General features: G+C 41.5%; 18 protein-coding genes and 1 other annotated feature. All 18 genes read left to right on the top strand.

All coding sequences use genetic code 11. The annotated features are described in order from the left end of the window. The first annotated feature begins 42 nt into the window (after positions 1-42). Positions 43-669: a hypothetical protein gene (locus KX728_RS09345; RefSeq protein WP_223335606.1), complete on the top strand. Its 627-nt coding sequence runs from the start codon at positions 43-45 to the stop codon at positions 667-669. Between the two features lie 35 nt (positions 670-704). Then, on the top strand, positions 705-3,059 hold the full coding sequence (gene rnr, locus KX728_RS05575) for a ribonuclease R (RefSeq protein ID WP_215804597.1): 2,355 nt from the start codon (positions 705-707) through the stop codon (positions 3,057-3,059). Continuing rightward, positions 3,022-3,489: an SsrA-binding protein SmpB gene (gene smpB, locus KX728_RS05570; protein ID WP_001051750.1), complete on the top strand. Its 468-nt coding sequence runs from the start codon at positions 3,022-3,024 to the stop codon at positions 3,487-3,489. The genes rnr and smpB overlap by 38 nt, the downstream gene beginning before the upstream one ends. Before the next feature lie 14 nt (positions 3,490-3,503). Further along, the gene (tehB, locus tag KX728_RS05565) at positions 3,504-4,364 is read left to right on the top strand and encodes an SAM-dependent methyltransferase TehB (RefSeq protein WP_000413060.1); all 861 of its coding nucleotides are present in this window, start codon (positions 3,504-3,506) and stop codon (positions 4,362-4,364) included. Positions 4,365-4,540: 176 nt separating this feature from the next. Next, positions 4,541-5,689: a PDDEXK family nuclease gene (locus tag KX728_RS05560; RefSeq protein ID WP_215804598.1), complete on the top strand. Its 1,149-nt coding sequence runs from the start codon at positions 4,541-4,543 to the stop codon at positions 5,687-5,689. A 75-nt stretch (positions 5,690-5,764) separates the two neighbouring features. After that, positions 5,765-6,721, top strand: a complete 957-nt coding sequence (locus KX728_RS05555) for a competence protein CoiA (protein WP_215804599.1) — start codon at positions 5,765-5,767, stop codon at positions 6,719-6,721. 18 nt (positions 6,722-6,739) lie between these two features. Then, complete coding sequence (gene pepF, locus KX728_RS05550; protein WP_215804600.1) at positions 6,740-8,542, top strand: oligoendopeptidase F; 1,803 nt, start codon at positions 6,740-6,742, stop codon at positions 8,540-8,542. 1 nt (position 8,543) lies between these two features. Continuing rightward, positions 8,544-9,257, top strand: coding sequence for an O-methyltransferase (locus KX728_RS05545; protein ID WP_215804601.1), 714 nt, complete (start codon positions 8,544-8,546; stop codon positions 9,255-9,257). 67 nt (positions 9,258-9,324) lie between these two features. Next, positions 9,325-10,266: a peptidylprolyl isomerase PrsA gene (gene prsA, locus KX728_RS05540; protein ID WP_049485246.1), complete on the top strand. Its 942-nt coding sequence runs from the start codon at positions 9,325-9,327 to the stop codon at positions 10,264-10,266. Positions 10,267-10,453: 187 nt separating this feature from the next. After that, on the top strand, positions 10,454-11,677 hold the full coding sequence (gene ftsW, locus KX728_RS05535; protein WP_000703343.1) for a cell division peptidoglycan polymerase FtsW: 1,224 nt from the start codon (positions 10,454-10,456) through the stop codon (positions 11,675-11,677). 23 nt (positions 11,678-11,700) lie between these two features. After that, positions 11,701-14,397 (top strand): phosphoenolpyruvate carboxylase, encoded by a 2,697-nt coding sequence (gene ppc / locus KX728_RS05530; RefSeq protein WP_000058163.1) that lies wholly within the window; start codon positions 11,701-11,703, stop codon positions 14,395-14,397. 96 nt (positions 14,398-14,493) lie between these two features. After that, positions 14,494-14,709, top strand: a binding site (T-box leader). Positions 14,710-14,826: 117 nt separating this feature from the next. Next, on the top strand, positions 14,827-15,822 hold the full coding sequence (gene trpX / locus KX728_RS05525; protein WP_215804602.1) for a tryptophan ABC transporter substrate-binding protein: 996 nt from the start codon (positions 14,827-14,829) through the stop codon (positions 15,820-15,822). Positions 15,823-15,887: 65 nt separating this feature from the next. Further along, complete coding sequence (locus KX728_RS05520) at positions 15,888-16,754, top strand: ABC transporter permease (RefSeq protein WP_215804603.1); 867 nt, start codon at positions 15,888-15,890, stop codon at positions 16,752-16,754. After that, positions 16,751-17,509 (top strand): ABC transporter ATP-binding protein, encoded by a 759-nt coding sequence (locus KX728_RS05515; protein ID WP_215804604.1) that lies wholly within the window; start codon positions 16,751-16,753, stop codon positions 17,507-17,509. The genes KX728_RS05520 and KX728_RS05515 overlap by 4 nt, the downstream gene beginning before the upstream one ends. Positions 17,510-17,705: 196 nt before the next feature. Further along, on the top strand, positions 17,706-19,466 hold the full coding sequence (dnaG, locus tag KX728_RS05510; protein ID WP_219108605.1) for a DNA primase: 1,761 nt from the start codon (positions 17,706-17,708) through the stop codon (positions 19,464-19,466). Between the two features lie 2 nt (positions 19,467-19,468). Next, on the top strand, positions 19,469-20,578 hold the full coding sequence (rpoD, locus tag KX728_RS05505) for an RNA polymerase sigma factor RpoD (RefSeq protein WP_000201892.1): 1,110 nt from the start codon (positions 19,469-19,471) through the stop codon (positions 20,576-20,578). Positions 20,579-20,592: 14 nt separating this feature from the next. After that, the gene (locus KX728_RS05500) at positions 20,593-20,922 is read left to right on the top strand and encodes a metal-sulfur cluster assembly factor (RefSeq protein WP_000331932.1); all 330 of its coding nucleotides are present in this window, start codon (positions 20,593-20,595) and stop codon (positions 20,920-20,922) included. Positions 20,923-21,034: 112 nt separating this feature from the next. Further along, positions 21,035-22,078 carry a glycosyltransferase family 4 protein gene (locus KX728_RS05495; RefSeq protein ID WP_000426713.1) on the top strand — a complete coding sequence of 348 codons (1,044 nt, stop codon included), beginning with the start codon at positions 21,035-21,037 and terminating at the stop codon, positions 22,076-22,078.

Here is a 22,078-nt window from a genome sequence, read left to right as displayed (position 1 = left end):
AGTTCTCCTCGAGTCTATATTAATACACTTTGTAAAAATACGGTGAAAACAGGTAAATTATATAGAGATACTATGAGAGGAGGTAATTATGGTTGGATGACCCCATTGGAAAAAGCATTCAATTTGTGGAAAGGAGTCAAGCGTGTTAAGAGATTAGAAGAAAATTTAACATACTTTTTCATAGAAGAATACCACAAAGAAAAAAGTTTGGTTTGTAAAAGAGCAGACGAGCTTGCGAATGAATTTAATGAGAATAGTTGTAAATTTGATAAATTAGAGAGAAGTAGCTGGTTACAACCTAATAATAAATGGATTTCAGAAGAACTTGTTTATCGTTTAACAAAAATAATGTTTAAAGATTACAAGGTAGTATATCAAATGAGACCTTTTTTTCTTCGCAGTAAGACTACCGGAGCACAATTATCCTATGACATTTTTATATCAGGATTAAATGTTGCAATTGAATATCAGGGGATTCAGCATTTTCAACCGGTAGAATTTTTTGGTGGGGAAAAAAATTTCGAGCGCCAATTAATTAGAGATAGAGAAAAGTATGAATTGAGCAAAGAAAATAATGTTTATCTAGTTTATATAAAATACGATGAAGAAATATCTGAGGAGTTAATAAAAAATAAGGTAAATATTATTTTAAATACTAATAAGGACTGAAAACATAGTTGCTATAGAATTACTAGAAAGAAAACATGAAAGATAAAATTAAAGAATATTTGCAAGAGAAGGGGCGAGTGACGGTAAATGACCTGGCTCAGGCTCTCGGAAAGGATGGGTCCAAGGATTTCCGTGAGTTGATTAAAACCCTGTCTCTGATGGAAAGAAAGCACCAGATTCGTTTTGAAGATGATGGTAGCTTATGTCTGGACCAAAAGAAGAAACATGAAATTACCCTCAAAGGGATTTTTCATGCCCATAAAAACGGCTTTGGCTTTGTCAGTCTAGAAGGCGAAGAGGACGACCTTTTTGTAGGAAAAAACGATGTCAACTATGCCATTGATGGTGATACCGTTGAGGTTGTGATTAAGAAAGTCGCTGACCGTAACAAGGGAACTGCTGCAGAAGCCAAAATTATTGATATCTTAGAACACAGCCTGACAACCGTTGTCGGGCAAATCGTTCTGGATCAGGAAAAGCCCAAGTATGCGGGCTACATTCGTTCAAAGAATCAGAAAATCAGCCAGCCAATCTATGTGAAGAAACCAGCTATCAAGTTGGAAGGTACTGAAGTTCTCAAGGTCTTTATCGACAAATACCCAAGTAAGAAACATGATTTCTTTGTCGCTAGTGTGCTGGACGTGGTGGGACACTCGACTGATGCCGGGATTGACGTTCTTGAAGTCTTGGAATCCATGGATATTGTTTCAGAATTTCCAGAAGCTGTTCTCAAGGAGGCAGAAAGTGTACCAGAAGCTCCGTCTCAAAAGGATATGGAAGGTCGTCTGGACCTGAGAGATGAAATCACCTTTACCATTGACGGCGCGGATGCCAAGGACTTGGACGACGCAGTTCACATTAAGCCTTTGAAAAATGGCAATATCGAACTCGGTGTTCACATCGCGGATGTTTCCTACTATGTGACAGAGGGTTCTGCACTCGATAAGGAAGCCCTTAACCGCGCGACTTCTGTCTATGTAACAGACCGAGTGGTCCCAATGCTTCCAGAACGTTTGTCAAATGGCATCTGCTCTCTCAATCCTCAAGTCGATCGCTTGACCCAGTCTGCCATTATGGAAATTGATAAACATGGTCGTGTGGTTAATTACACTATTACCCAAACAGTTATCAAGACTAGCTTCCGTATGACCTATAGCGCTGTCAATGACATCCTAGCTGGCGATGAGGAAAAGAGACAAGAGTTTAAGAAAATTGTTCCTAGTATCGAACTCATGGCTAAGCTTCATGAAAGGCTAGAAAGCATGCGTGAGAAACGTGGAGCTCTCAATTTTGATACCAGCGAAGCTAAGATTTTAGTAGATAAAAAAGGCAAGCCAGTTGATATCGTTCTTCGTCAGCGTGGTGTTGCTGAGCGGATGATTGAGTCCTTCATGTTGATTGCCAATGAAACGGCTGCCGAGCACTTTAGTAAACTGGACCTACCTTTCATTTATCGGATTCATGAGGAGCCTAAGGCAGAAAAAGTTCAGAAGTTTATTGATTACGCTTCGAGCTTTGGCTTGCGAATTTATGGAACTGCCAGTGAGATTAGCCAGGAGGCGCTTCAAGACATCATGCGTGCGGTTGAGGGAGAGCCCTATGCGGATGTATTATCCATGATGCTTCTCCGTTCTATGCAACAGGCTCGCTATTCTGAGCACAATCACGGTCACTATGGACTAGCTGCTAACTATTATACTCACTTCACCAGTCCTATTCGCCGTTATCCAGACCTTCTAGTCCATCGAATGATTCGGGATTACGGCCGTTCTAAGGAAATAGCAGAGCATTTTGAACAAGTGATTCCAGAGATTGCAACCCAGTCTTCCAATCGTGAACGTCGTGCCATTGAGGCGGAGCGTGAAGTCGAAGCTATGAAAAAAGCTGAGTACATGGAAGAATACGTGGGAGAAGAGTACGATGCAGTTGTATCCAGCATTGTCAAGTTCGGTCTTTTTGTCGAATTGCCAAATACAGTTGAAGGCTTGATTCACATTACCAATCTACCTGAATTTTATCATTTCAACGAACGGGATTTGACTCTCCGTGGGGAGAAATCGGGCATAACTTTCCGTGTAGGTCAGCAGATTCGCATTCGAGTTGAAAGAGCCGATAAGATGACAGGTGAAATTGACTTCTCTTATATCCCAAGTGAGTTTGATGTCATCGAAAAAGGTTTGAAACAAGCTGGGCGCAAAGATAGAGGTCGTGGCTCAAGTCGTCGTTCAGATAAGAAGGAAGACAAGAGAAAATCAGGACGCTCAAATGATAAGCGCAAGCATTCACAAAAAGACAAGAAGAAAAAAGGTAAGAAACCTTTTTACAAGGAAGTAGCTAAGAAAGGAGCCAAGCATGGCAAAGGGCGAGGGAAAGGTCGTCGCACAAAATAAAAAGGCGCGCCACGACTATACAATCGTAGATACGCTAGAGGCAGGGATGGTCCTGACTGGAACTGAAATCAAGAGTGTACGAGCTGCTCGAATCAATCTCAAGGATGGCTTTGCCCAAGTAAAAAATGGGGAAGTCTGGCTGAGCAATGTTCATATTGCCCCTTACGAAGAGGGAAATATCTGGAACCAGGAACCTGAACGTCGTCGTAAACTCCTGCTCCATAAGAAACAAATCCAAAAATTAGAACAAGAGACTAAAGGAACAGGAATGACGCTGGTTCCTCTTAAAGTCTATATCAAAGATGGTTATGCTAAACTCCTTTTAGGACTTGCTAAAGGGAAACATGACTATGATAAACGGGAGTCAATCAAACGTCGTGAGCAGAATCGCGATATTGCGCGTGTGATGAAAGCTGTCAACCAGCGTTAAGAAGAGGAAGTAAAATGGAAAAACTAATTGCCTATAAACGGATGCCCTTGTGGAATAAACAGACCATGCCTGAAGCAGTTCAGCAAAAGCACAATACTAAAGTCGGCACTTGGGGAAAAATTACTGTCTTGAAAGGGGCTCTCAAGTTTATTGAGTTGACTGAAGATGGTGAGGTTCTAGCTGAGCACCTCTTTGAAGCAGGAGCAGACAACCCTATGGCACAACCACAAGCTTGGCACCGAGTGGAAGCTGCCACTGATGATGTAGAATGGTACTTGGAATTTTATTGTAAACCTGAGGATTATTTCCCTAAGAAATACCAGACCAATCCAGTCCATTCAGAGGTCCTAGAGGCTATGCAGACAGTGAAACCTGGAAGAGCCTTGGATTTGGGTTGTGGTCAAGGACGTAACTCTCTCTTTCTTGCACAGAATGGTTTTGATGTGACAGCTGTGGATCAAAATGAATTGTCGCTTGAGATCTTGCAAAGCATCGTAGAGCAAGAGGATCTAGACATGCCTGTCGGACTTTATGATATCAATTCAGCCAGCATTAGCCAAGACTATGATTTCATCGTATCGACAGTTGTTCTGATGTTCCTACAAGCGGACCGCATTCCAGCTATTATCCAAAATATGCAGGAGCACACCACGGTCGGTGGTTACAATCTTATCGTCTGTGCCATGGATACAGAGGATTATCCTTGCTCAGTCAACTTCCCATTCACCTTTAAAGAAGGGGAACTGGCGGACTACTACAAGGATTGGGAATTGGTCAAATATAATGAAAATCCAGGACATCTGCACCGTCGTGATGAAAATGGTAATCGCATTCAACTACGCTTTGCGACTATGTTAGCCAAAAAAATCAAGTAAATTAAACATCTACAAGCGAATAGTAACCGATTTGCAAGGTTTCTATTCGTTTTTGTTTGCGTTGGTTGATTGGGACGAGCAGATTTTATGCTATACTAGAAGTAGGAAATAAGAGCAGTAGAATTATATTGCTGACACTCTCAGCGAAAGAAAGTCTTTATGATGGAGGTGGTCGAATGACGAGTCTTTTGGTGGAGCTGTATGATCGGCATGTATTGGAAAAGAATGTCTACCAAGCCTTTATCAGTGATTGTGACGAGATTCTTTTTCTATCTTTGACGAAAATAAGCAATGAAGAGAAACTCTCTCTCCGTCAGTTTATCATGGATGAGGTGCCTCATATCCAACGAGTGACCTTTCGTCAGTTATCCTTAGAACAACTAACGGACCAGTTAGATTATTGCCTTGCAGTCTATGACCAAGTCCTTCTCGATGTTTTTGGTGGGGATTCGCTACTAGCCTTATCTCTCTATCAATATGGCTTGGATCGCCACCTCCCCATCGTTGCCATGGATGTTGAACGAGGAAAACAATACAAGTGGGTAGCCGGTCAGTTAGAAAAAGAATATTTGAACATTCCAACCCTAAGCATCCAACAGTTGATAGCCTTGCGTGGTGGAAAAATGCTCAAATCCAAACACCCTATCCACTCAGCACAGCAAATTGTAGCCATCAAAAAACTAGCCAGTTTGGCTATTGCCAATCCTGCCCATTGGTACCAAGTGACCCAATTTTTCTCTCTAGCTAAGACCAATGACCTTCATGCTGAGACCGAAAAGATACTGGAAAACAACGGCAAGTATTATCACTATCCAGAAGTCCTTATCCCCTTACTAGTGGAAGCGGGGATGCTTTGTATTGAAAGCGAAGACAAGAAGCGAGTAGCATACAGCTTTCCAAGTCAAGAAGCTCAAGTCTTTTGCCGCAACAAGGGACATATTTTAGAGGTATATCTCTATCTCTTGGCACTTGAATCTCAGCTGTTTGATGAGTGCATGATAGGTGGTGAGATTGATTGGAATGGCATCTTTCCAGAGGCAGACAATGTTCAAAATGAGATTGATGTTATTCTGAGAAAGGGCCGCTCGATTACCTTTATCTCCTGCAAGATGACAGATTTATCAGTCGAAGCCATCAACGAACTAGAAGTCTATGCCAATCATTTTGCTGGGGAGAGTTGCCTCAAGTTAATTGTCTGTACGGGGAAAATCAATCCCGTTTATGCCAATCGTTGTCAGGAATACGGGGTGCTGGTCATTAGAAGTGAGCAGATTCCTAATCTCATTCCCATGCTGAAAAAATACTCTAAGAGACAAAAGAGATAAGAAATAATATCATGAAAGGCTGGATTCCAGTCTTTTTTACTTCTTTTTCGAATAGAAAAGAAAAGGAGGTAGACCATGTTTGTAGCCAGAGATGCCAAGGGAAATTTGATAAACGCTCTCGAAAAAGATGTGACCAAGCAAGCTTATACTTGTCCAGCCTGTGGTGGTGGACTACGATTGCGCCAAGGACAGAGTATTCGGACGCATTTTGCCCATGAATCTTTAAGAGATTGTATGGCTATTCTTGAAAATGAAAGTCCAGAACACTTGGGCAACAAAGAGGCTCTCTATCACTGGGCCAAGAAGGACAATCAGGTCGCCTTAGAATATAGTCTGCCTGCGATTCAGCAGATAGCGGATGTTCTTGTCAATGAGAAACTAGCTCTGGAGGTTCAGTGCAGCCCCTTGTCTCAAAAGCTTTTAGGTGATAGAAGCCAAGGATACCGTAGCCAAGGCTATCAGGTTATCTGGCTACTGGGAGAAAAACTCTGGTTAAAGGAGCGATTAACACAATTGCAAAGGGGATTTCTCTATTTTAGTCAAAATATGGGTTTCTATGTTTGGGAACTAGATTTCAAAAAACAAGTTTTGAGACTCAAATATCTTTTGCATCAGGACCTACGTGGCAAGCTTCATTTTCAGGTCAAAGAATTTCCCTATGGAAAAGGAAATCTCTTGGAAATCCTACGATTTCCTTATCAAAAACAAAAGCTAGCTAGTTTTTCAGTTGAGCAAGATTCCACTATCTGTCACTACATTCGCCAACAGTTGTACTACCAAACGCCTTACTGGATGAAGAAGCAAGAAGAGGCCTATCATCAAGGAGACAATCTATTAAACTATCAACTGGACGACTGGTATCCCCAGGTCAGACCGATAGAGTCAGGTGATTTTTTGCAGATTGAAACGGATTTGGCTAGCTATTATAGAAATTTTCAGGCTTACTATCAAAAAAATCCGAAAAATAATCGCCAAAAGCTCTATCCACCAGCCTTTTATCACTTATATTTCTCAAAAAATGTGGTAAAATAGAAAGGATGGAGGAATCTTATGGTATTACAACGACATGAAATAAATGAAAAAGATACATGGGATCTTTCGACAATCTACCCAACAGACCAGGCTTGGGAAGAAGCCTTGAAAGATTTAACTGAAAAAGTACAAACAGCATCTCAGTATGAGGGACATCTTTTGGACAGCGCAGACAGTTTGCTTGAGATCACAGAATTCTCACTCGACTTGGAACGCCAAGTTGAAAAGCTTTATGTCTATGCGCATATGAAAAATGACCAGGACACGCGTGAGGCCAAGTATCAAGAGTACTATGCTAAGGCAATGACCCTATACAGTCAGTTAGAACAAGCCTTTTCATTCTATGAACCTGAGTTTATGGAGATTAGCGAAGAGCAGTATGCGGCCTTCCTAGAAGCTCAACCAAAACTCCAAGTTTACAAGCACTTTTTTGACAAGCTCTTGCAAAAGAAAGACCATGTTCTTTCGCAACGTGAGGAAGAATTGCTTGCTGGAGCAGGAGAAATCTTTGGTTCTGCTAGTGAAACCTTCGCTATTTTGGACAATGCGGATATTAGCTTCCCATACGTCCTTGATGACGAAGGCAAGGAAGTGCAACTCTCACACGGTACTTACATCCGTTTGATGGAGTCTAAAAACCGTGAAGTGCGTCGTGGTGCCTATGAAGCCCTTTATGCGACTTACGAGCAATTCCAACACACTTATGCTAAGACCTTGCAGACAAATGTTAAGGTGCAAAACTACCGCGCAAAAGTTCGCAACTATAAGAGTGCTCGCCATGCAGCTCTCGCAGCAAACTTTGTTCCAGAAAGTGTCTATGACAATCTAGTAGCAGCAGTTCGCAAGCATTTGCCACTCTTGCATCGTTACCTTGAACTTCGTTCTAAAATCTTGGGGATTTCAGATCTCAAGATGTATGATGTTTACACACCACTCTCGTCAGTAGATTATAGCTTTACCTACGAAGAAGCCTTGAAAAAAGCTGAAGAAGCCTTGGCGGTCTTGGGTGAAGACTACTTGAGCCGTGTCAAACGGGCTTTCAGCGAGCGTTGGATTGATGTCTATGAAAACCAAGGCAAGCGTTCTGGTGCCTACTCTGGTGGTTCTTATGATACCAATGCCTTTATGCTTCTCAACTGGCAGGATAATTTAGATAATCTCTTTACCCTTGTCCATGAAACAGGTCACAGTATGCACTCCAGCTATACTCGTGAAACTCAGCCTTATGTTTACGGAGATTACTCTATCTTCTTGGCGGAGATTGCCTCAACCACAAACGAAAATATCTTGACAGAGAAATTGTTGGAAGAAGTAGAAGACGATGCGACTCGTTTTGCTATTCTTAATAACTTCCTAGACGGTTTCCGTGGAACAGTCTTCCGTCAAACTCAATTCGCTGAGTTTGAACATGCTATCCATCAAGCAGATCAAAATGGAGAAGTATTGACAAGTGATTTCCTCAATAAGCTCTACGCTGACTTGAACCAAGAGTACTATGGACTCAGCAAGGAAGACAATCCTCAGATTCAATACGAGTGGGCGCGCATTCCACACTTCTACTATAACTACTATGTTTATCAATATTCAACTGGTTTTGCAGCTGCTTCAGCCTTGGCTGAGAAGATTGTCCATGGTAGCCAAGAAGACCGTGACCGCTATATCGACTACCTCAAGGCAGGTAAGTCAGACTATCCGCTCAATGTTATGAGAAAAGCGGGTGTTGATATGGAAAAAGAAGACTATCTTAACGATGCCTTTGCAGTCTTTGAACGACGCTTGAATGAGTTTGAAGCCCTTGTTGAAAAATTGGGACTAGCTTAAGATGGTAGAGTCTTATAGTAAAAATGCCAATCACAATATGCGACGTCCCGTCGTAAAGGAAGACATCGTAGAACTCATGCGCCAGCGTCAAAAGCAGGTGACTGGCTCCCTGAAAGAATTGGAGACCTTCGCTCGTAAGGAAAACATTCCCATTATTCCCCATGAAACGGTTGCTTACTTTCGATTTCTCATGGAAAGTCTGCAGCCTAAGAATATTTTGGAAATTGGGACGGCGATTGGCTTTTCAGCACTCTTGATGGCGGAACATGCGCCAGATGCTAAGATTACAACCATTGACCGTAATCCTGAGATGATAGGCTTTGCCAAGGAAAACTTTGCTCAGTTTGACAGTCGTAAGCAAATCACTCTTTTAGAGGGAGATGCAGTCGATGTTTTATCCAGTCTGACAGAAACTTATGACTTTGTCTTTATGGATTCGGCCAAATCCAAGTACATCGTCTTTCTGCCTGAAATCCTCAATCACTTGGAAGTTGGTGGAGTAGTCGTCTTGGATGATATTTTCCAAGGAGGAGATGTTGCCAAGGACATCATGGAAGTCCGCCGAGGTCAACGGACCATTTACCGAGGTTTGCAAAGACTTTTCGACGCAACGTTGGATAATCCAGGTCTAACAGCAACTCTAGTTCCACTTGGAGATGGTATTCTCATGCTAAGAAAGAATCTAGCAGAAGTAGAGCTTTCTGAGAGCGAATGATTTTCAGAAAAATTTAAGAAATTATAGTAAAATAGATAAGGTAACACTTACCGTAAAAGGAGTAAACATGAAGAAAAAACTTATGGCAGGAGCCATCACACTTTTATCAGTAGCAACACTTGCGGCTTGTTCAAACAGTTCTGAAGGAAAAGATTTGATCAGCATGAAGGGCGATGTGATTACAGAACATCAATTCTTTGAAGAAGTAAAGAATAATCCAACTGCACAACAAGTCTTGCTCAATATGACTATCCAAAAAGTATTTGAACAACAATATGGATCAGAGGTAACGGATAAAGATGTGGATGACGCCGTTGCTGAAGAGCAAAAGAAATACGGCGATAGCTACAACAGCGTGCTTCAACGTGCAGGTATGACACCTGAGACTCGTAAAGCTCAAATCCGTACCAGCAAATTAGTTGAATTGGCAGTTAAGAAGGCTGCTGAGAGTGAGTTGACAGACGAAGCCTACCAAAAAGCTTTTGAGTCTTATACACCAGATGTGACAGCTCAAATCATCCGTTTGGATAATGAAGACAAGGCAAAAGAAGTACTTGAGAAAGCTAAAGCAGAAGGTGCAGATTTTGCTCAGTTGGCAAAAGACAACTCTAACGACGACAAAACAAAAGAAAATGGTGGAGAAATTACTTTTGACTCTGCTTCTACAGAACTTCCAGAACAAGTCAAGAAAGCAGCCTTTGCCTTGGATGTGAACGGGATTTCTGATGTGATTACAGCTACTGGAACACAAGCCTACAGCAGTCAGTTCTACATCATCAAAGTAACGAAGAAAACAGAAAAATCTTCTAATATAGAGGATTACAAAGAAAAATTGAAGACTATCATCTTGACTCAAAAACAAAATGATTCAGCCTTTGTTCAAGGAGTAATTGGTAAAGAATTGCAAGCAGCAAACATCAAGGTTAAAGACCAATCATTCCAAAACATCTTCACCCAATACATCGGAGGTGGTGACTCAAGTTCAAGCAGCAGTTCTTCATCTAACTAAGAAAGCAAAAAACAAATCTCAAAAGAGATTTGTTTTTTTATACCTGATATTAGAAAATGAGTAAAATTCGAAGGATTAAAGGATAAGAGTTTTTTTCTTTCTGAAAAAGTGGTATAATAGCAATCAAAACTAGAAAATAAAACGGAATTGGGAACAGAAGCGTCTGTTCCTATTAGAGTGGTGAAATATGAAAATTAGTAAAAGGCACCTACTAAACTATTCCATTTTGATTCCTTACTTCCTTTTATCGATTTTGGGGCTGATTGTGGTGTACTCGACAACGAGTGCAACCTTGATCGAAGAAGGGAAAAGTGCCTTTCAATTGGTGCGTAACCAGGGGATCTTCTGGATAGCTAGTTTGATTCTGATTGCCTTAATCTATAAATTAAAATTAGGTTTCTTAAGAAACGGTCGTCTCATCTTTATCGTAATGATTGTCGAGATGGTTCTTTTAGCTCTGGCGCGACTGGTCGGAACACCTGTCAATGGAGCATACGGATGGATCTCTGTAGGACCTGTAACGATTCAGCCTGCAGAGTACCTTAAGATTATCATCATCTGGTACCTGGCACATCGATTTTCAAAACAACAAGATGAGATTGCGGTTTATGACTTCCAGGTTTTGACACAGAATCAGTGGCTACCTCGAGCTTTTAACGACTGGCGTTTTGTTCTGCTAGTTCTGATTGGTAGCTTGGGAATTTTCCCAGACTTGGGAAATGCGACCATCTTGGTCTTGGTGGCGCTCATCATGTATACGGTTAGTGGGATCGCCTATCGTTGGTTCTCGACCATTTTGGCTCTCTTGGCAGGGAGCTCAATGTTAGTCTTGTCTGTCATTCGCTTTGTTGGGGTTGAAAAGTTCTCTCAAATTCCTGTATTTGGTTACGTTGCTAAACGTTTTAGTGCCTTCTTTAATCCCTTTAATGACTTGGCGGGTGCAGGACACCAGCTCGCAAATTCTTACTATGCAATGGTAAATGGAGGCTGGTTCGGACTGGGACTAGGGAATTCTATCGAGAAGCGTGGTTATCTGCCAGAAGCCCATACGGATTTCGTCTTTTCGATTGTCATCGAGGAGTTTGGATTCGTTGGAGCCAGTATGATTTTGGCTTTACTCTTCTTCTTGATTTTGCGAATCATCTTGGTTGGTATTCGAGCAAAGGATCCCTTTAACTCCATGGTTGCTATTGGTGTCGGAGGGATGATCCTTGTTCAGGTCTTTGTCAATATCGGTGGGATTTCAGGGTTGATTCCTTCTACAGGGGTAACCTTCCCCTTCCTTTCACAAGGTGGGAACAGTCTATTGGTATTATCCGTAGCCATTGCGCTTGTACTGAACATTGATGCAAGTGAAAAACGTGCCAAACTTATCAGAGAATACGAGAATCAAACCGATGAAAGTCTGTAAGGATTGTATGGAAAGGAAAGTATATGTCTCTTCAAAAATTAGAAAACTATAGTAATAAAGCAGTCGTCCAAGAAGAAGTCTTGATTCTGACTGAGCTATTAGAAGATATCACAAAAAATATGCTAGCGCCAGAAACCTTTGAAAAGATTATCCAGTTGAAGGAATTATCAACTAGCGAGAATTATCAAGGACTCAATGACCTAGTGACCAGTCTTTCGAATGAAGAAATGATTTACATTTCACGCTATTTCTCTATCCTTCCACTTTTGATTAATATCTCTGAGGATGTGGATTTGGCCTATGAAATCAATCACCAAAACAATGTGGACCAAGACTATCTAGGGAAACTATCTACAACGATTAAGATGGTAGCTGAAAAAGAAAATGCAGCTGAAATTTTAGAAAAGTTAAATGTCGTTCCTGTCTTGACCGCCCATCCAACACAAGTACAACGCAAGAGTATGCTGGATTTGACCAACCACATCCATACGCTCTTGCGCAAGTACCGTGATGTCAAACTCGGCTTGATTAATAAAGAAAAATGGCACACAGATCTCCGTCGTTACATTGAAATTATCATGCAAACGGACATGATTCGTGAGAAGAAATTGAAAGTAACCAACGAAATCACCAACGTGATGGAGTACTACCAAAGTTCTTTCCTGAATGCTGTTCCACGTTTGACAGCTGAGTATAAAAAATTAGCTAAAGAACAAGGTATCGAGCTTGAGCACCCAAAACCGATTACTATGGGGATGTGGATTGGAGGAGACCGTGATGGAAATCCTTTCGTAACTGCGGAAACTCTCAACAAATCAGCCTTGACTCAGTGCGAAGTCATCATGAACTATTATGATGAAAAAATTTATAATCTTTATCGTGAATTTTCACTGTCAACAAGCATCGTGAATGTCAGCGACAAGGTCCGTGAGATGGCGCTGAAGTCACAAGATAACTCCATTTATCGCGAAAAAGAACTCTATCGTCGTGCCCTCTTTGACATCCAAGCTAAGATGCAGGCTACCAAGGCTTATCTCATAGAAGACAAGGATCTTCAGCCAAGATATGCCACTGCAGATGAATTCTATCAAGATTTGTTGGCCATTCGCGATTCTCTCCTTGAAAACAAAGGGGAATACCTGATTTCTGGAGAATTTGTCGAGTTGATGCAAGCTGTCGAAATCTTTGGTTTCTATCTTGCTTCTATCGATATGCGCCAAGATTCTAGTGTTCATGAAGCTTGTGTGGCAGAATTGTTAGCATCCGCAGGAATCAACGACCACTATAGCGATCTGTCTGAAGACGAAAAATGTGCCCTCCTCTTAAAAGAGTTGGAAGAAGATCCTCGTATCCTCTCAGCGACTCATGCTGAAAAGTCAGAACTGCTTGAAAAAGAACTCTCTATCTTTAAAGCTGCGCGCAAGTTGAAGGATAAACTGGGTGAAAATGTTATTCGTCAAACCATCATTTCTCACGCAACCAGTGTATCTGATATGTTAGAGCTAGCCATTATGCTTAAGGAAGTCGGCTTGGTGGATGCCCAAAAAGCCCGCGTTCAGATTGTTCCCCTCTTTGAAACAATCGAAGACTTGGATCACTCAGAAGAGACTATGAGAAGATATTTCTCTCTACCTTTGGCTAAAAAATGGATTGCTTCAAAAGACAACTACCAAGAAATCATGCTTGGCTACTCTGATAGTAACAAAGACGGTGGTTACCTGTCATCATGTTGGACTCTCTATAAAGCGCAACAACAACTGACGGCTATTGGGGATGAATTTGGCGTTAAGGTTACTTTCTTCCATGGTCGTGGTGGTACTGTGGGTCGTGGTGGTGGACCAACTTATGAAGCCATCACATCTCAACCGCTCAAGTCTATCAAGGACCGTATCCGTCTGACTGAGCAAGGAGAAGTCATTGGAAATAAATACGGAAACAAAGACGCTGCTTATTATAACCTTGAAATGTTGGTTTCTGCAGCCATTAACCGTATGATTACAAAGAAGAAGAGTGATACCAATACGTCAAATCGTTACGAAGCTATCATGGATCAAGTAGTGGACCGTAGCTACGATATCTATCGTGATTTGGTCTTTGGAAATGAACATTTCTATGACTATTTCTTTGAATCAAGTCCAATCAAAGCTATTTCAAGCTTCAATATCGGTTCGCGTCCAGCAGCTCGTAAGACCATCACTGAAATTGGCGGTTTGCGTGCCATTCCTTGGGTCTTCTCATGGTCTCAAAGCCGTGTCATGTTCCCTGGATGGTATGGTGTAGGATCAAGCTTTAAAGAGTTTATTGATCAAGATCCAAAGAATATCGAGTTCCTTCGTGATATGTACCAAAACTGGCCTTTCTTCCAATCTTTGCTTTCCAATGTAGACATGGTCTTGTCTAAGTCTAATATGAACATTGCTTTTGAATATGCCAAGCTTTGTGAAGACGAAGAAGTACAAGCTATCTACTACACTATTTTAGATGAATGGCAGTTGACTAAGGACGTTATTTTAGCTATCGAAGGTTATGACGAACTCTTGGCAGAAAACTCTTACCTAAAAGACAGTCTAAACTATCGTATGCCTTACTTTAATATTCTTAACTACATCCAGTTGGAGTTGATCAAACGTCAACGTCGCGGCGAATTGTCGGCAGATGAAGAAAAACTAATCCATACAACTATCAACGGAATTGCAACTGGTTTGCGTAATTCAGGCTGATATTCTACAAACTTCCTCTTTTTTCAAGGGGAAGTTTTTGAATTGTTTAAAAAATTCTAAAAATAGCCTTGACAAGTAGTTGAAAAATGATATAATTTAAACATTCAGAAAGTAATCATGCTCATTTTTTAGAGAGTCTGTGGTTGGTGAAAGCAGATAGATGAAATTGATGAAATTGGGCTGAATGTACTTAAGAATTTGAAATCATAAAAATTCGGTGAGCACACCTTACAGTGCAACTCGTTATTGCGAGAAAGAGCGATAGGAATATTTCCTATAATTGAGGTGGCACCGCGCATCGACGTCCTCACACAAGTTTTTGTGTGAGGACTTTTTCTATGGGGAGGAAAGATATTGGAATTTAAACGATGGCATCGCTTGATGATGTGATTTAAAAAGTTAAGATAAAAGAATTAAGGAGAAAGAAAAATGAAAAATAAACGTTTGATTGGAATTGTCGCTGGATTAGCAGTATTGGTAGTGGCTAGCTTGATTTATTCATCAATGAACAAGCCAGCAACTAAGGAAGAGCAAAAGGTCGCTAAGGTTGGTGTCCTTCAATTTGTTAGTCACCCATCCTTGGACTTGATTTACCAAGGGATTCAAGATGGACTAGCTGAAGAAGGTTATAAGGATGACCAGGTAAAAATCGACTTTATGAACTCTGAAGGAGATCAGAGCAAGGTTGCAACCATGAGTAAACAATTGGTAGCAAATGGAAACGACGTTGTTGTTGGGATTGCAACACCAGCTGCTCAAGGACTTGCTAGTGCTACAAAAGACCTACCTGTTATCATGGCTGCTATTACAGACCCAATCGGTGCTAACTTGGTCAAAGACTTGAAAAAACCAGGTGGCAACATCACAGGGGTGTCAGACCACAACCCTGCTGAACAACAAGTAGAGTTGATAAAAACCCTCACACCAAATGTCAAAACAATCGGAGCTCTTTACTCAAGTAGCGAAGATAACTCAAAAACACAGGTAGAAGAATTCAAGGCTTATGCTGAAAAAGCAGGTTTGACAGTCGAAACATTTGCCGTTCCATCAACCAATGAAATTGCTTCAACAGTCAATGTTATGACAAGCAAAGTCGATGCAATTTGGGTTCCAATTGATAACACCATCGCATCCGCATTTTCAACAGTTGTTTCAAGCAACCAAATAGCTAAAAAGCCAATCTACCCAAGTGCCACTGCCATGGTAGAAGCAGGTGGATTAGCATCTGTAGTAGTTGACCAACACGATCTTGGTGTGGCTACTGGTAAGATGATTGCCAAAGTTTTGAAAGGTGAAAAACCAGCTGATACGCCAGTTAATGTCTTTTCAACTGGTAAGTCAGTGATTAATAAAAAACTAGCGCAGGAACTTGGTATCGCCATTCCTGAGTCCGTTCTAAAAGAAGCAGGACAAGTGATTGAATAAAGATAAAGGAGGAGCTGGACACATCTCCTCCCATTTTTACTAAAGAAAGAAATGAGTGAAAGATTATGATAGTATCCATTATTTCTCAGGGGATGGTCTGGGCGATTTTAGGTTTGGGAATCTTTATGACTTTTCGAATTTTGAATTTTCCAGATATGACTACTGAAGGTTCTTTTCCTCTTGGGGGAGCAGTAGCTGTAACCTTGATAACACAGGGAGTCAACCCATTTTTAGCAACCCTAGCCGCAGTAGGAGCGGGCTGTCTAGCTGGAATGGCGACAGGTCTCTTATATACCAAAGGAAAAATCCCAACTCTCTTATCAGGGATTCTGGTCATGACTTCCTGCCATTCCATCATGCTCATGATTATGGGGCGTGCCAATCTAGGGCTTCTTGGAACCAAGCAAATGCAGGATGTCTTGCCTTTTGATTCAGACCTTAACCAACTCCTGACCGGATTAATCTTTGTAGCTCTTGTTATTGGCCTTATGCTCTTTTTCCTGGATACTAAACTAGGTCAAGCCTACATCGCTACAGGTGATAATCCTGATATGGCTCGTAGTTTTGGAATTCATACTGGTCGTATGGAACTCATGGGATTGGTTCTTTCAAATGGGATTATCGCGCTTGCAGGGGCCTTAATTGCTCAACAAGAAGGATATGCGGATGTTTCTCGAGGAATTGGAGTGATTGTCGTAGGGCTTGCTAGCTTGATTATTGGGGAGGTTTTGTTCAAGAGTTTGACCTTGGCAGAGCGACTCATGACCATCGTAGTAGGGTCTATTGCTTATCAGTTCCTCGTTTGGGGAGTGATTGCTCTTGGGTTTAATACAAGTTATCTTCGTTTGTACAGCGCCTTGATTTTGGCAGTTTGCCTTATGATTCCAACCTTCAAAAGCAAATACCTGAAAGGAGTCAAGTTTAGCAAATGACAGCAATTGTAGAATTAAAAAATGCTACCAAAGTCATTACGAATGGCTTTGATGAGGAAAAAATCATTCTGAATGATGTTTCTCTTGAAATTTTCGAACATGATTTCATTACTATCCTAGGTGGAAATGGAGCAGGGAAGTCAACGCTTTTTAACACGATTGCAGGTACCTTACCTTTAACAAGTGGAAGTATCCGTATCATGGGCGAGGACGTGACGCATTTTTCACCTGAAAAGAGGGCTAAGTACTTGTCTCGTGTCTTTCAGGATCCTAAAATGGGTACGGCTCCTCGTATGACGGTGGCGGAAAATCTCTTGATTGCCAAGTTTCGTGGTGAGAAGAGAGGACTCCTTCCTAGGAGACTTTCAAGACATAGGGAAGAGTTTCAGGCTACCATTGAAAAAGTGGGAAATGGTCTTGAGAAACATCTGGACACTTCGATTGAGTTTCTATCAGGCGGTCAACGCCAGGCCTTGAGTCTCTTGATGGCAACCTTGAAGCGGCCAGAGTTGCTCTTGTTGGATGAACACACAGCGGCTCTTGACCCAAAGACCAGTGTTGCCTTGATGGAATTAACAGATGACTTTGTCAGCAAGGATCATCTAACAGCCTTGATGATTACCCACCATATGGAGGATGCGTTGAAGTATGGAAATCGTCTGATTGTCATGAAGGAAGGTCGTATCATCCAAGACCTCAATAAAGAAGAAAAAGCTCAGATGAAAATTTCAGACTACTATCAATTATTTGAATAGATGAGTGAAGTAATCATCAAAAAATAGTGAAAATTAACTCAGAAACATGGAAGTGTTTCTGAGTTTTTTATCCCCTCTTTCTATCTAGAAAAATAAGGCAAAGAGAATTACGGAAAGCGTATGAAATGGTTTACTTTTTTTCAGAAATAAGCTATACTAGTTTACGTGAAACTATGATAAGATGGAGGTATTGTGTATGGTTGACAAGCAAGTCATTGAAGAAATCAAAAACAATGCCAACATTGTGGAAGTCATAGGTGATGTGATTTCTTTACAGAAGGCTGGACGGAACTATTTAGGGCTCTGTCCTTTTCATGGTGAAAAGACCCCCTCTTTCAACGTTGTGGAAGACAAGCAGTTTTATCACTGTTTTGGATGTGGGCGTTCAGGAGATGTCTTTAAGTTCATCGAAGAATACCAAGGTGTGTCCTTCATGGAAGCCGTTCAGCTCTTAGGAGAGCGCCTCGGTATTCAACTGGCTACGCCGGTACAGTCTCGTCCTCAACAAACTTCCCCTCATCAAGCACTATATGATATGCATGAAGAAGCTGCCCGTTTTTACCATGCCATCCTCATGACGACCAAGATGGGAGAAGAAGCAAGGGCTTATCTCTACAAACGCGGATTGACAGATGATGTTCTGAAGCACTTCCAGATTGGACTAGCTCCAGCAGAGAGAACTTATCTCTATCAACGTTTGGCTGACAAGTTTGAGGAAAAGGATTTATTGGATTCGGGCTTGTTTTATCTGTCAGATGGTAATCAATTTTATGATACTTTTTTTGGACGGATCATCTTTCCTTTGACCAATGACAAGGGACAGGTCATTGCATTTTCAGGTCGTATCTGGCAAGAAACTGACAGTCAGACTGCCAAATATAAAAATAGTCGCTCGACTGCAATTTTTAACAAGAGTTACGAATTGTATCATTTGGATAAGGCAAAAAAGGGAACAGGTAAGATTACAGAGCTCTATCTGATGGAAGGCTTCATGGATGTGATCGCAGCCTACCGTGCTGGTATAGAAAATGCTGTGGCTTCCATGGGAACAGCCTTAAGCAAGGAGCATGTTGACCACCTCAAACGCTTTACCAAAAAAATTGTTCTCAGCTATGATGGCGACAAGGCAGGGCAGGCAGCAACAGCCAAGGCTTTAGAGGAGTTAAAAGACTTTTCAGTGGAGGTTGTTCGAGTACCTGATGCCATGGACCCAGATGAATATTTACAAAAGAATTCTGCTGAGGACCTGGCTTACCTTTTAACCAAGACTCGGATTAGTCCTATAGAGTTCTATATTCACCATCTCAAGCCGGAAAATAGTGATAATTTGCAGGCGCAAATCGAGTTCATTGAAAAGATTGCTCCCCTAATCGCCAAGGAAAAGTCTATCACTGCCCAGAATTCTTATATCCACATTCTGGCGGATAATCTACCTTCTTTTGATTACCAGCAGGTGGAACAGATAGTAAATGAAAATCGAATTGTTCAAAGGCAGGAAAGAGTCAAAGAGGAGCAACCTCCAGCAGCGATTAGTTTACCTGTAACGCGACAACTGACAGCAGTCATGAGAGCAGAGGCTCATCTCCTTTATAGGATGGCTGAGAATCCAGTTGTTCTAAATGACTACCGATTAAGGGAAGATTTTTTCTTTGATACCCCAGAATTTCAGATTCTTTACGAATTATTAAGTGAGCAGGGAGAAATCGGCTCAGAGGAGCTTTCTCATCAGACGCCTGAGGTTGAAAATGCTTGGTATCACGTGCTTAGTCTGGATTTGCCAGCTGAGATGTCGCCTCAAGAGCTAGTAGAAGTAGAAGCGACTCGAAACCGTGCCCTCCTCAGCAAGGACAACTTACGAATTAAAAAGAAAGTGCAGGAAGCTAGTCATGTAGGAGATACAGACACAGCCTTGGAAGAATTGCAACGATTGATTTCCCAAAAGAGAAGAATGGAGTAATAATGGCAACAAAACAAAAAGAAGTAACCACATTTGATGTGCAAGTAGCAGACTTTATCCGTAACCACAAAAAAACAGGAACAGCAACAGATGACGAAATCAATTCAAGTCTGGTTATTCCTTTCACCCTCGATGCAGACGGCATTGAAGACCTTTTGCAACGGATTCAGGATGCTGGAATTTCTATCACAGATAATGAAGGAAATCCAAGTGCGCGTGTGCTTAGTGCAGAAGAAGAACCAGAACTCAGTGATGAGGACTTGATTGGCTCAACTTCTGCCAAGGTTAATGACCCAGTCCGTATGTATTTGAAGGAAATCGGGGTCGTTCCTCTCTTGACCAACGAAGAGGAAAAAGAATTGGCCCTAGCAGTTGAGGCTGGTGATATTGAAGCCAAACAACGTCTTGCAGAAGCCAACCTTCGTTTGGTGGTTTCGATTGCTAAGCGCTACGTAGGGCGTGGTATGCAATTTCTTGACTTGATCCAAGAAGGAAACATGGGCTTGATGAAGGCTGTTGACAAGTTTGACTATTCAAAAGGATTTAAGTTTTCTACGTATGCAACTTGGTGGATTCGTCAGGCAATCACTCGTGCCATTGCTGACCAGGCCCGCACTATTCGTATCCCTGTCCACATGGTAGAAACCATTAATAAGCTTGTCCGTGAACAGCGTAATCTCCTTCAAGAATTGGGACAAGATCCAACTCCTGAACAAATCGCTGAGCGTATGGATATGACACCTGACAAGGTCCGTGAAATCCTAAAGATTGCCCAAGAACCAGTATCACTTGAAACACCGATTGGTGAAGAGGACGATAGCCATCTTGGGGACTTTATCGAAGACGAAGTGATTGAAAATCCAGTAGACTACACAACTCGTATCGTCTTGCGTGAGCAGTTGGATGAAGTTTTGGATACTCTCACAGACCGTGAAGAAAACGTCTTGCGCTTGCGTTTCGGTTTGGACGATGGAAAAATGCGCACTCTTGAAGATGTTGGTAAAGTCTTTAACGTAACTCGTGAGCGTATCCGTCAGATCGAAGCCAAGGCTTTGAGAAAATTGCGTCAACCAAGTCGCAGCAAACCGCTTCGTGATTTTATTGAAGACTAAGAGTGAGGAATAACATGGCTTATACAGAAGAGCAAATTGAAACGATCAAAACACGCATTTTAAATGCTTTGGAAGAAGTCATCGACCCTGAGTTGGGGATTGATATTGTCAACCTAGGTTTGATTTATGAAATTCGTTTTGATGGTGAAACAGGTCACACTGAAATTGATATGACCTTGACAACTATGGGCTGCCCACTGGCTGACCTTTTGACAGACCAGATACATGATGCGATGACAGAAGTGCCTGAGGTAACCAATACCGAAGTTAAATTGGTCTGGTATCCAGCTTGGACGGTTGAAAAAATGAGCCGATACGCGCGTATCGCCCTAGGAATTAAATAAAGACTAAAAAAATGAGAGAGACGATTGGAAAATAAGGTAATTTTATCCTTTTTCCTTTGGTCTCTTCTTTCTTTTGCTGATTTTCTGGAAATAAAATGGTATAATGGAAGGTATGGAAAACGAAAAATTGCGTATTAATATGCTAAGCTCAAGTGAAAAAGTAGCTGGTCAAGGAGTGTCAGGAGCTTATCGAGAATTGGTTAGTCTCCTTCACCGCGATGCCAAAGACCAGTTGATTGTTACAGAGAATCTTCCTGTAGAAGCGGATGTAACTCACTTTCATACCATTGATTTCCCCTATTATTTATCTACTTTCCAAAAGAAACGCTCTGGGAGAAAAATTGGCTATGTGCATTTTTTGCCTGATACGCTTGAGGGGAGTTTGAAGATCCCATTTTTCCTAAAAGGAATTGTCAAACGCTATGTTTTTTCCTTTTATAACCGAATGGAACACTTAGTGGTGGTCAATCCCATGTTTATCGAGGATTTAGTGGCTGCTGGTATTCCGCGTGAAAAAGTGACTTACATCCCAAATTTTGTAAACAAAGAAAAATGGCATCCATTACCAGCTGAACAGGTTGCACAACTCCGGAAGGAAATGGATCTTGCGGAAGATCAGTTTGTCGTAATCGGTGCGGGTCAGGTTCAGAAACGTAAAGGGATTGATGATTTTATCCGTCTTGCTGAGGAATTGCCAGAAATTACCTTTATCTGGGCAGGTGGTTTTTCATTTGGTGGGATGACAGATGGTTACGAACGCTACAAGAAGATAATGGACAATCCACCAAAAAATCTTATTTTCCCCGGAATTGTGTCACCCGAACGGATGCGGGAACTTTATGCTATGGCGGATCTGTTCTTGCTACCAAGTTATAATGAATTATTCCCTATGACCATCTTAGAGGCCGCTAGTTGCGAGGCTCCTATTATGTTGAGGGACTTGGATCTATATAAGGTTATTCTTGATGGGAATTATCGTGCTACAAGTGATGTTTCCGAGATGAGAGAAGCAATCCTAGAATACAAGAATGATTCTGAAGCCTTAAAAGACTTGAAAGAAAAAGCTTGCGAGATCTCCAAAGAGTACTCTGAGGAGCATTTGTTGGAAATCTGGTTAAAATTTTATCGAGAACAGGCTGCTTTGGGCAAAAAGTGA

The sequence above is a fragment of the Streptococcus oralis genome (genome assembly GCF_019334565.1).
Classification (GTDB): Bacteria; Bacillota; Bacilli; order Lactobacillales; family Streptococcaceae; genus Streptococcus; species Streptococcus oralis_CR.
The sequence above is the reverse complement of the archived record's forward strand: the minus strand, read 5'-3'. Positions and strand labels throughout refer to the sequence as shown.

Excerpts from the sequence above, each read along its gene's own strand:
- rpoD (WP_000201892.1), top strand. The coding sequence starts at position 19,469 with ATGGCAACAAAACAAAAAGAAGTAACCACATTTGATGTGCAAGTAGCA.
- KX728_RS05555 (WP_215804599.1), top strand. The coding sequence starts at position 5,765 with ATGTTTGTAGCCAGAGATGCCAAGGGAAATTTGATAAACGCTCTCGAA.
- ppc (WP_000058163.1), top strand. The coding sequence starts at position 11,701 with ATGTCTCTTCAAAAATTAGAAAACTATAGTAATAAAGCAGTCGTCCAA.
- KX728_RS05545 (WP_215804601.1), top strand. The coding sequence starts at position 8,544 with ATGGTAGAGTCTTATAGTAAAAATGCCAATCACAATATGCGACGTCCC.
- pepF (WP_215804600.1), top strand. The coding sequence starts at position 6,740 with ATGGTATTACAACGACATGAAATAAATGAAAAAGATACATGGGATCTT.
- prsA (WP_049485246.1), top strand. The coding sequence starts at position 9,325 with ATGAAGAAAAAACTTATGGCAGGAGCCATCACACTTTTATCAGTAGCA.
- KX728_RS05500 (WP_000331932.1), top strand. The coding sequence starts at position 20,593 with ATGGCTTATACAGAAGAGCAAATTGAAACGATCAAAACACGCATTTTA.
- trpX (WP_215804602.1), top strand. The coding sequence starts at position 14,827 with ATGAAAAATAAACGTTTGATTGGAATTGTCGCTGGATTAGCAGTATTG.
- dnaG (WP_219108605.1), top strand. The coding sequence starts at position 17,706 with ATGGTTGACAAGCAAGTCATTGAAGAAATCAAAAACAATGCCAACATT.
- KX728_RS05495 (WP_000426713.1), top strand. The coding sequence starts at position 21,035 with ATGGAAAACGAAAAATTGCGTATTAATATGCTAAGCTCAAGTGAAAAA.
- KX728_RS05515 (WP_215804604.1), top strand. The coding sequence starts at position 16,751 with ATGACAGCAATTGTAGAATTAAAAAATGCTACCAAAGTCATTACGAAT.
- KX728_RS05560 (WP_215804598.1), top strand. The coding sequence starts at position 4,541 with ATGACGAGTCTTTTGGTGGAGCTGTATGATCGGCATGTATTGGAAAAG.
- KX728_RS05520 (WP_215804603.1), top strand. The coding sequence starts at position 15,888 with ATGATAGTATCCATTATTTCTCAGGGGATGGTCTGGGCGATTTTAGGT.
- tehB (WP_000413060.1), top strand. The coding sequence starts at position 3,504 with ATGGAAAAACTAATTGCCTATAAACGGATGCCCTTGTGGAATAAACAG.
- smpB (WP_001051750.1), top strand. The coding sequence starts at position 3,022 with ATGGCAAAGGGCGAGGGAAAGGTCGTCGCACAAAATAAAAAGGCGCGC.
- rnr (WP_215804597.1), top strand. The coding sequence starts at position 705 with ATGAAAGATAAAATTAAAGAATATTTGCAAGAGAAGGGGCGAGTGACG.
- ftsW (WP_000703343.1), top strand. The coding sequence starts at position 10,454 with ATGAAAATTAGTAAAAGGCACCTACTAAACTATTCCATTTTGATTCCT.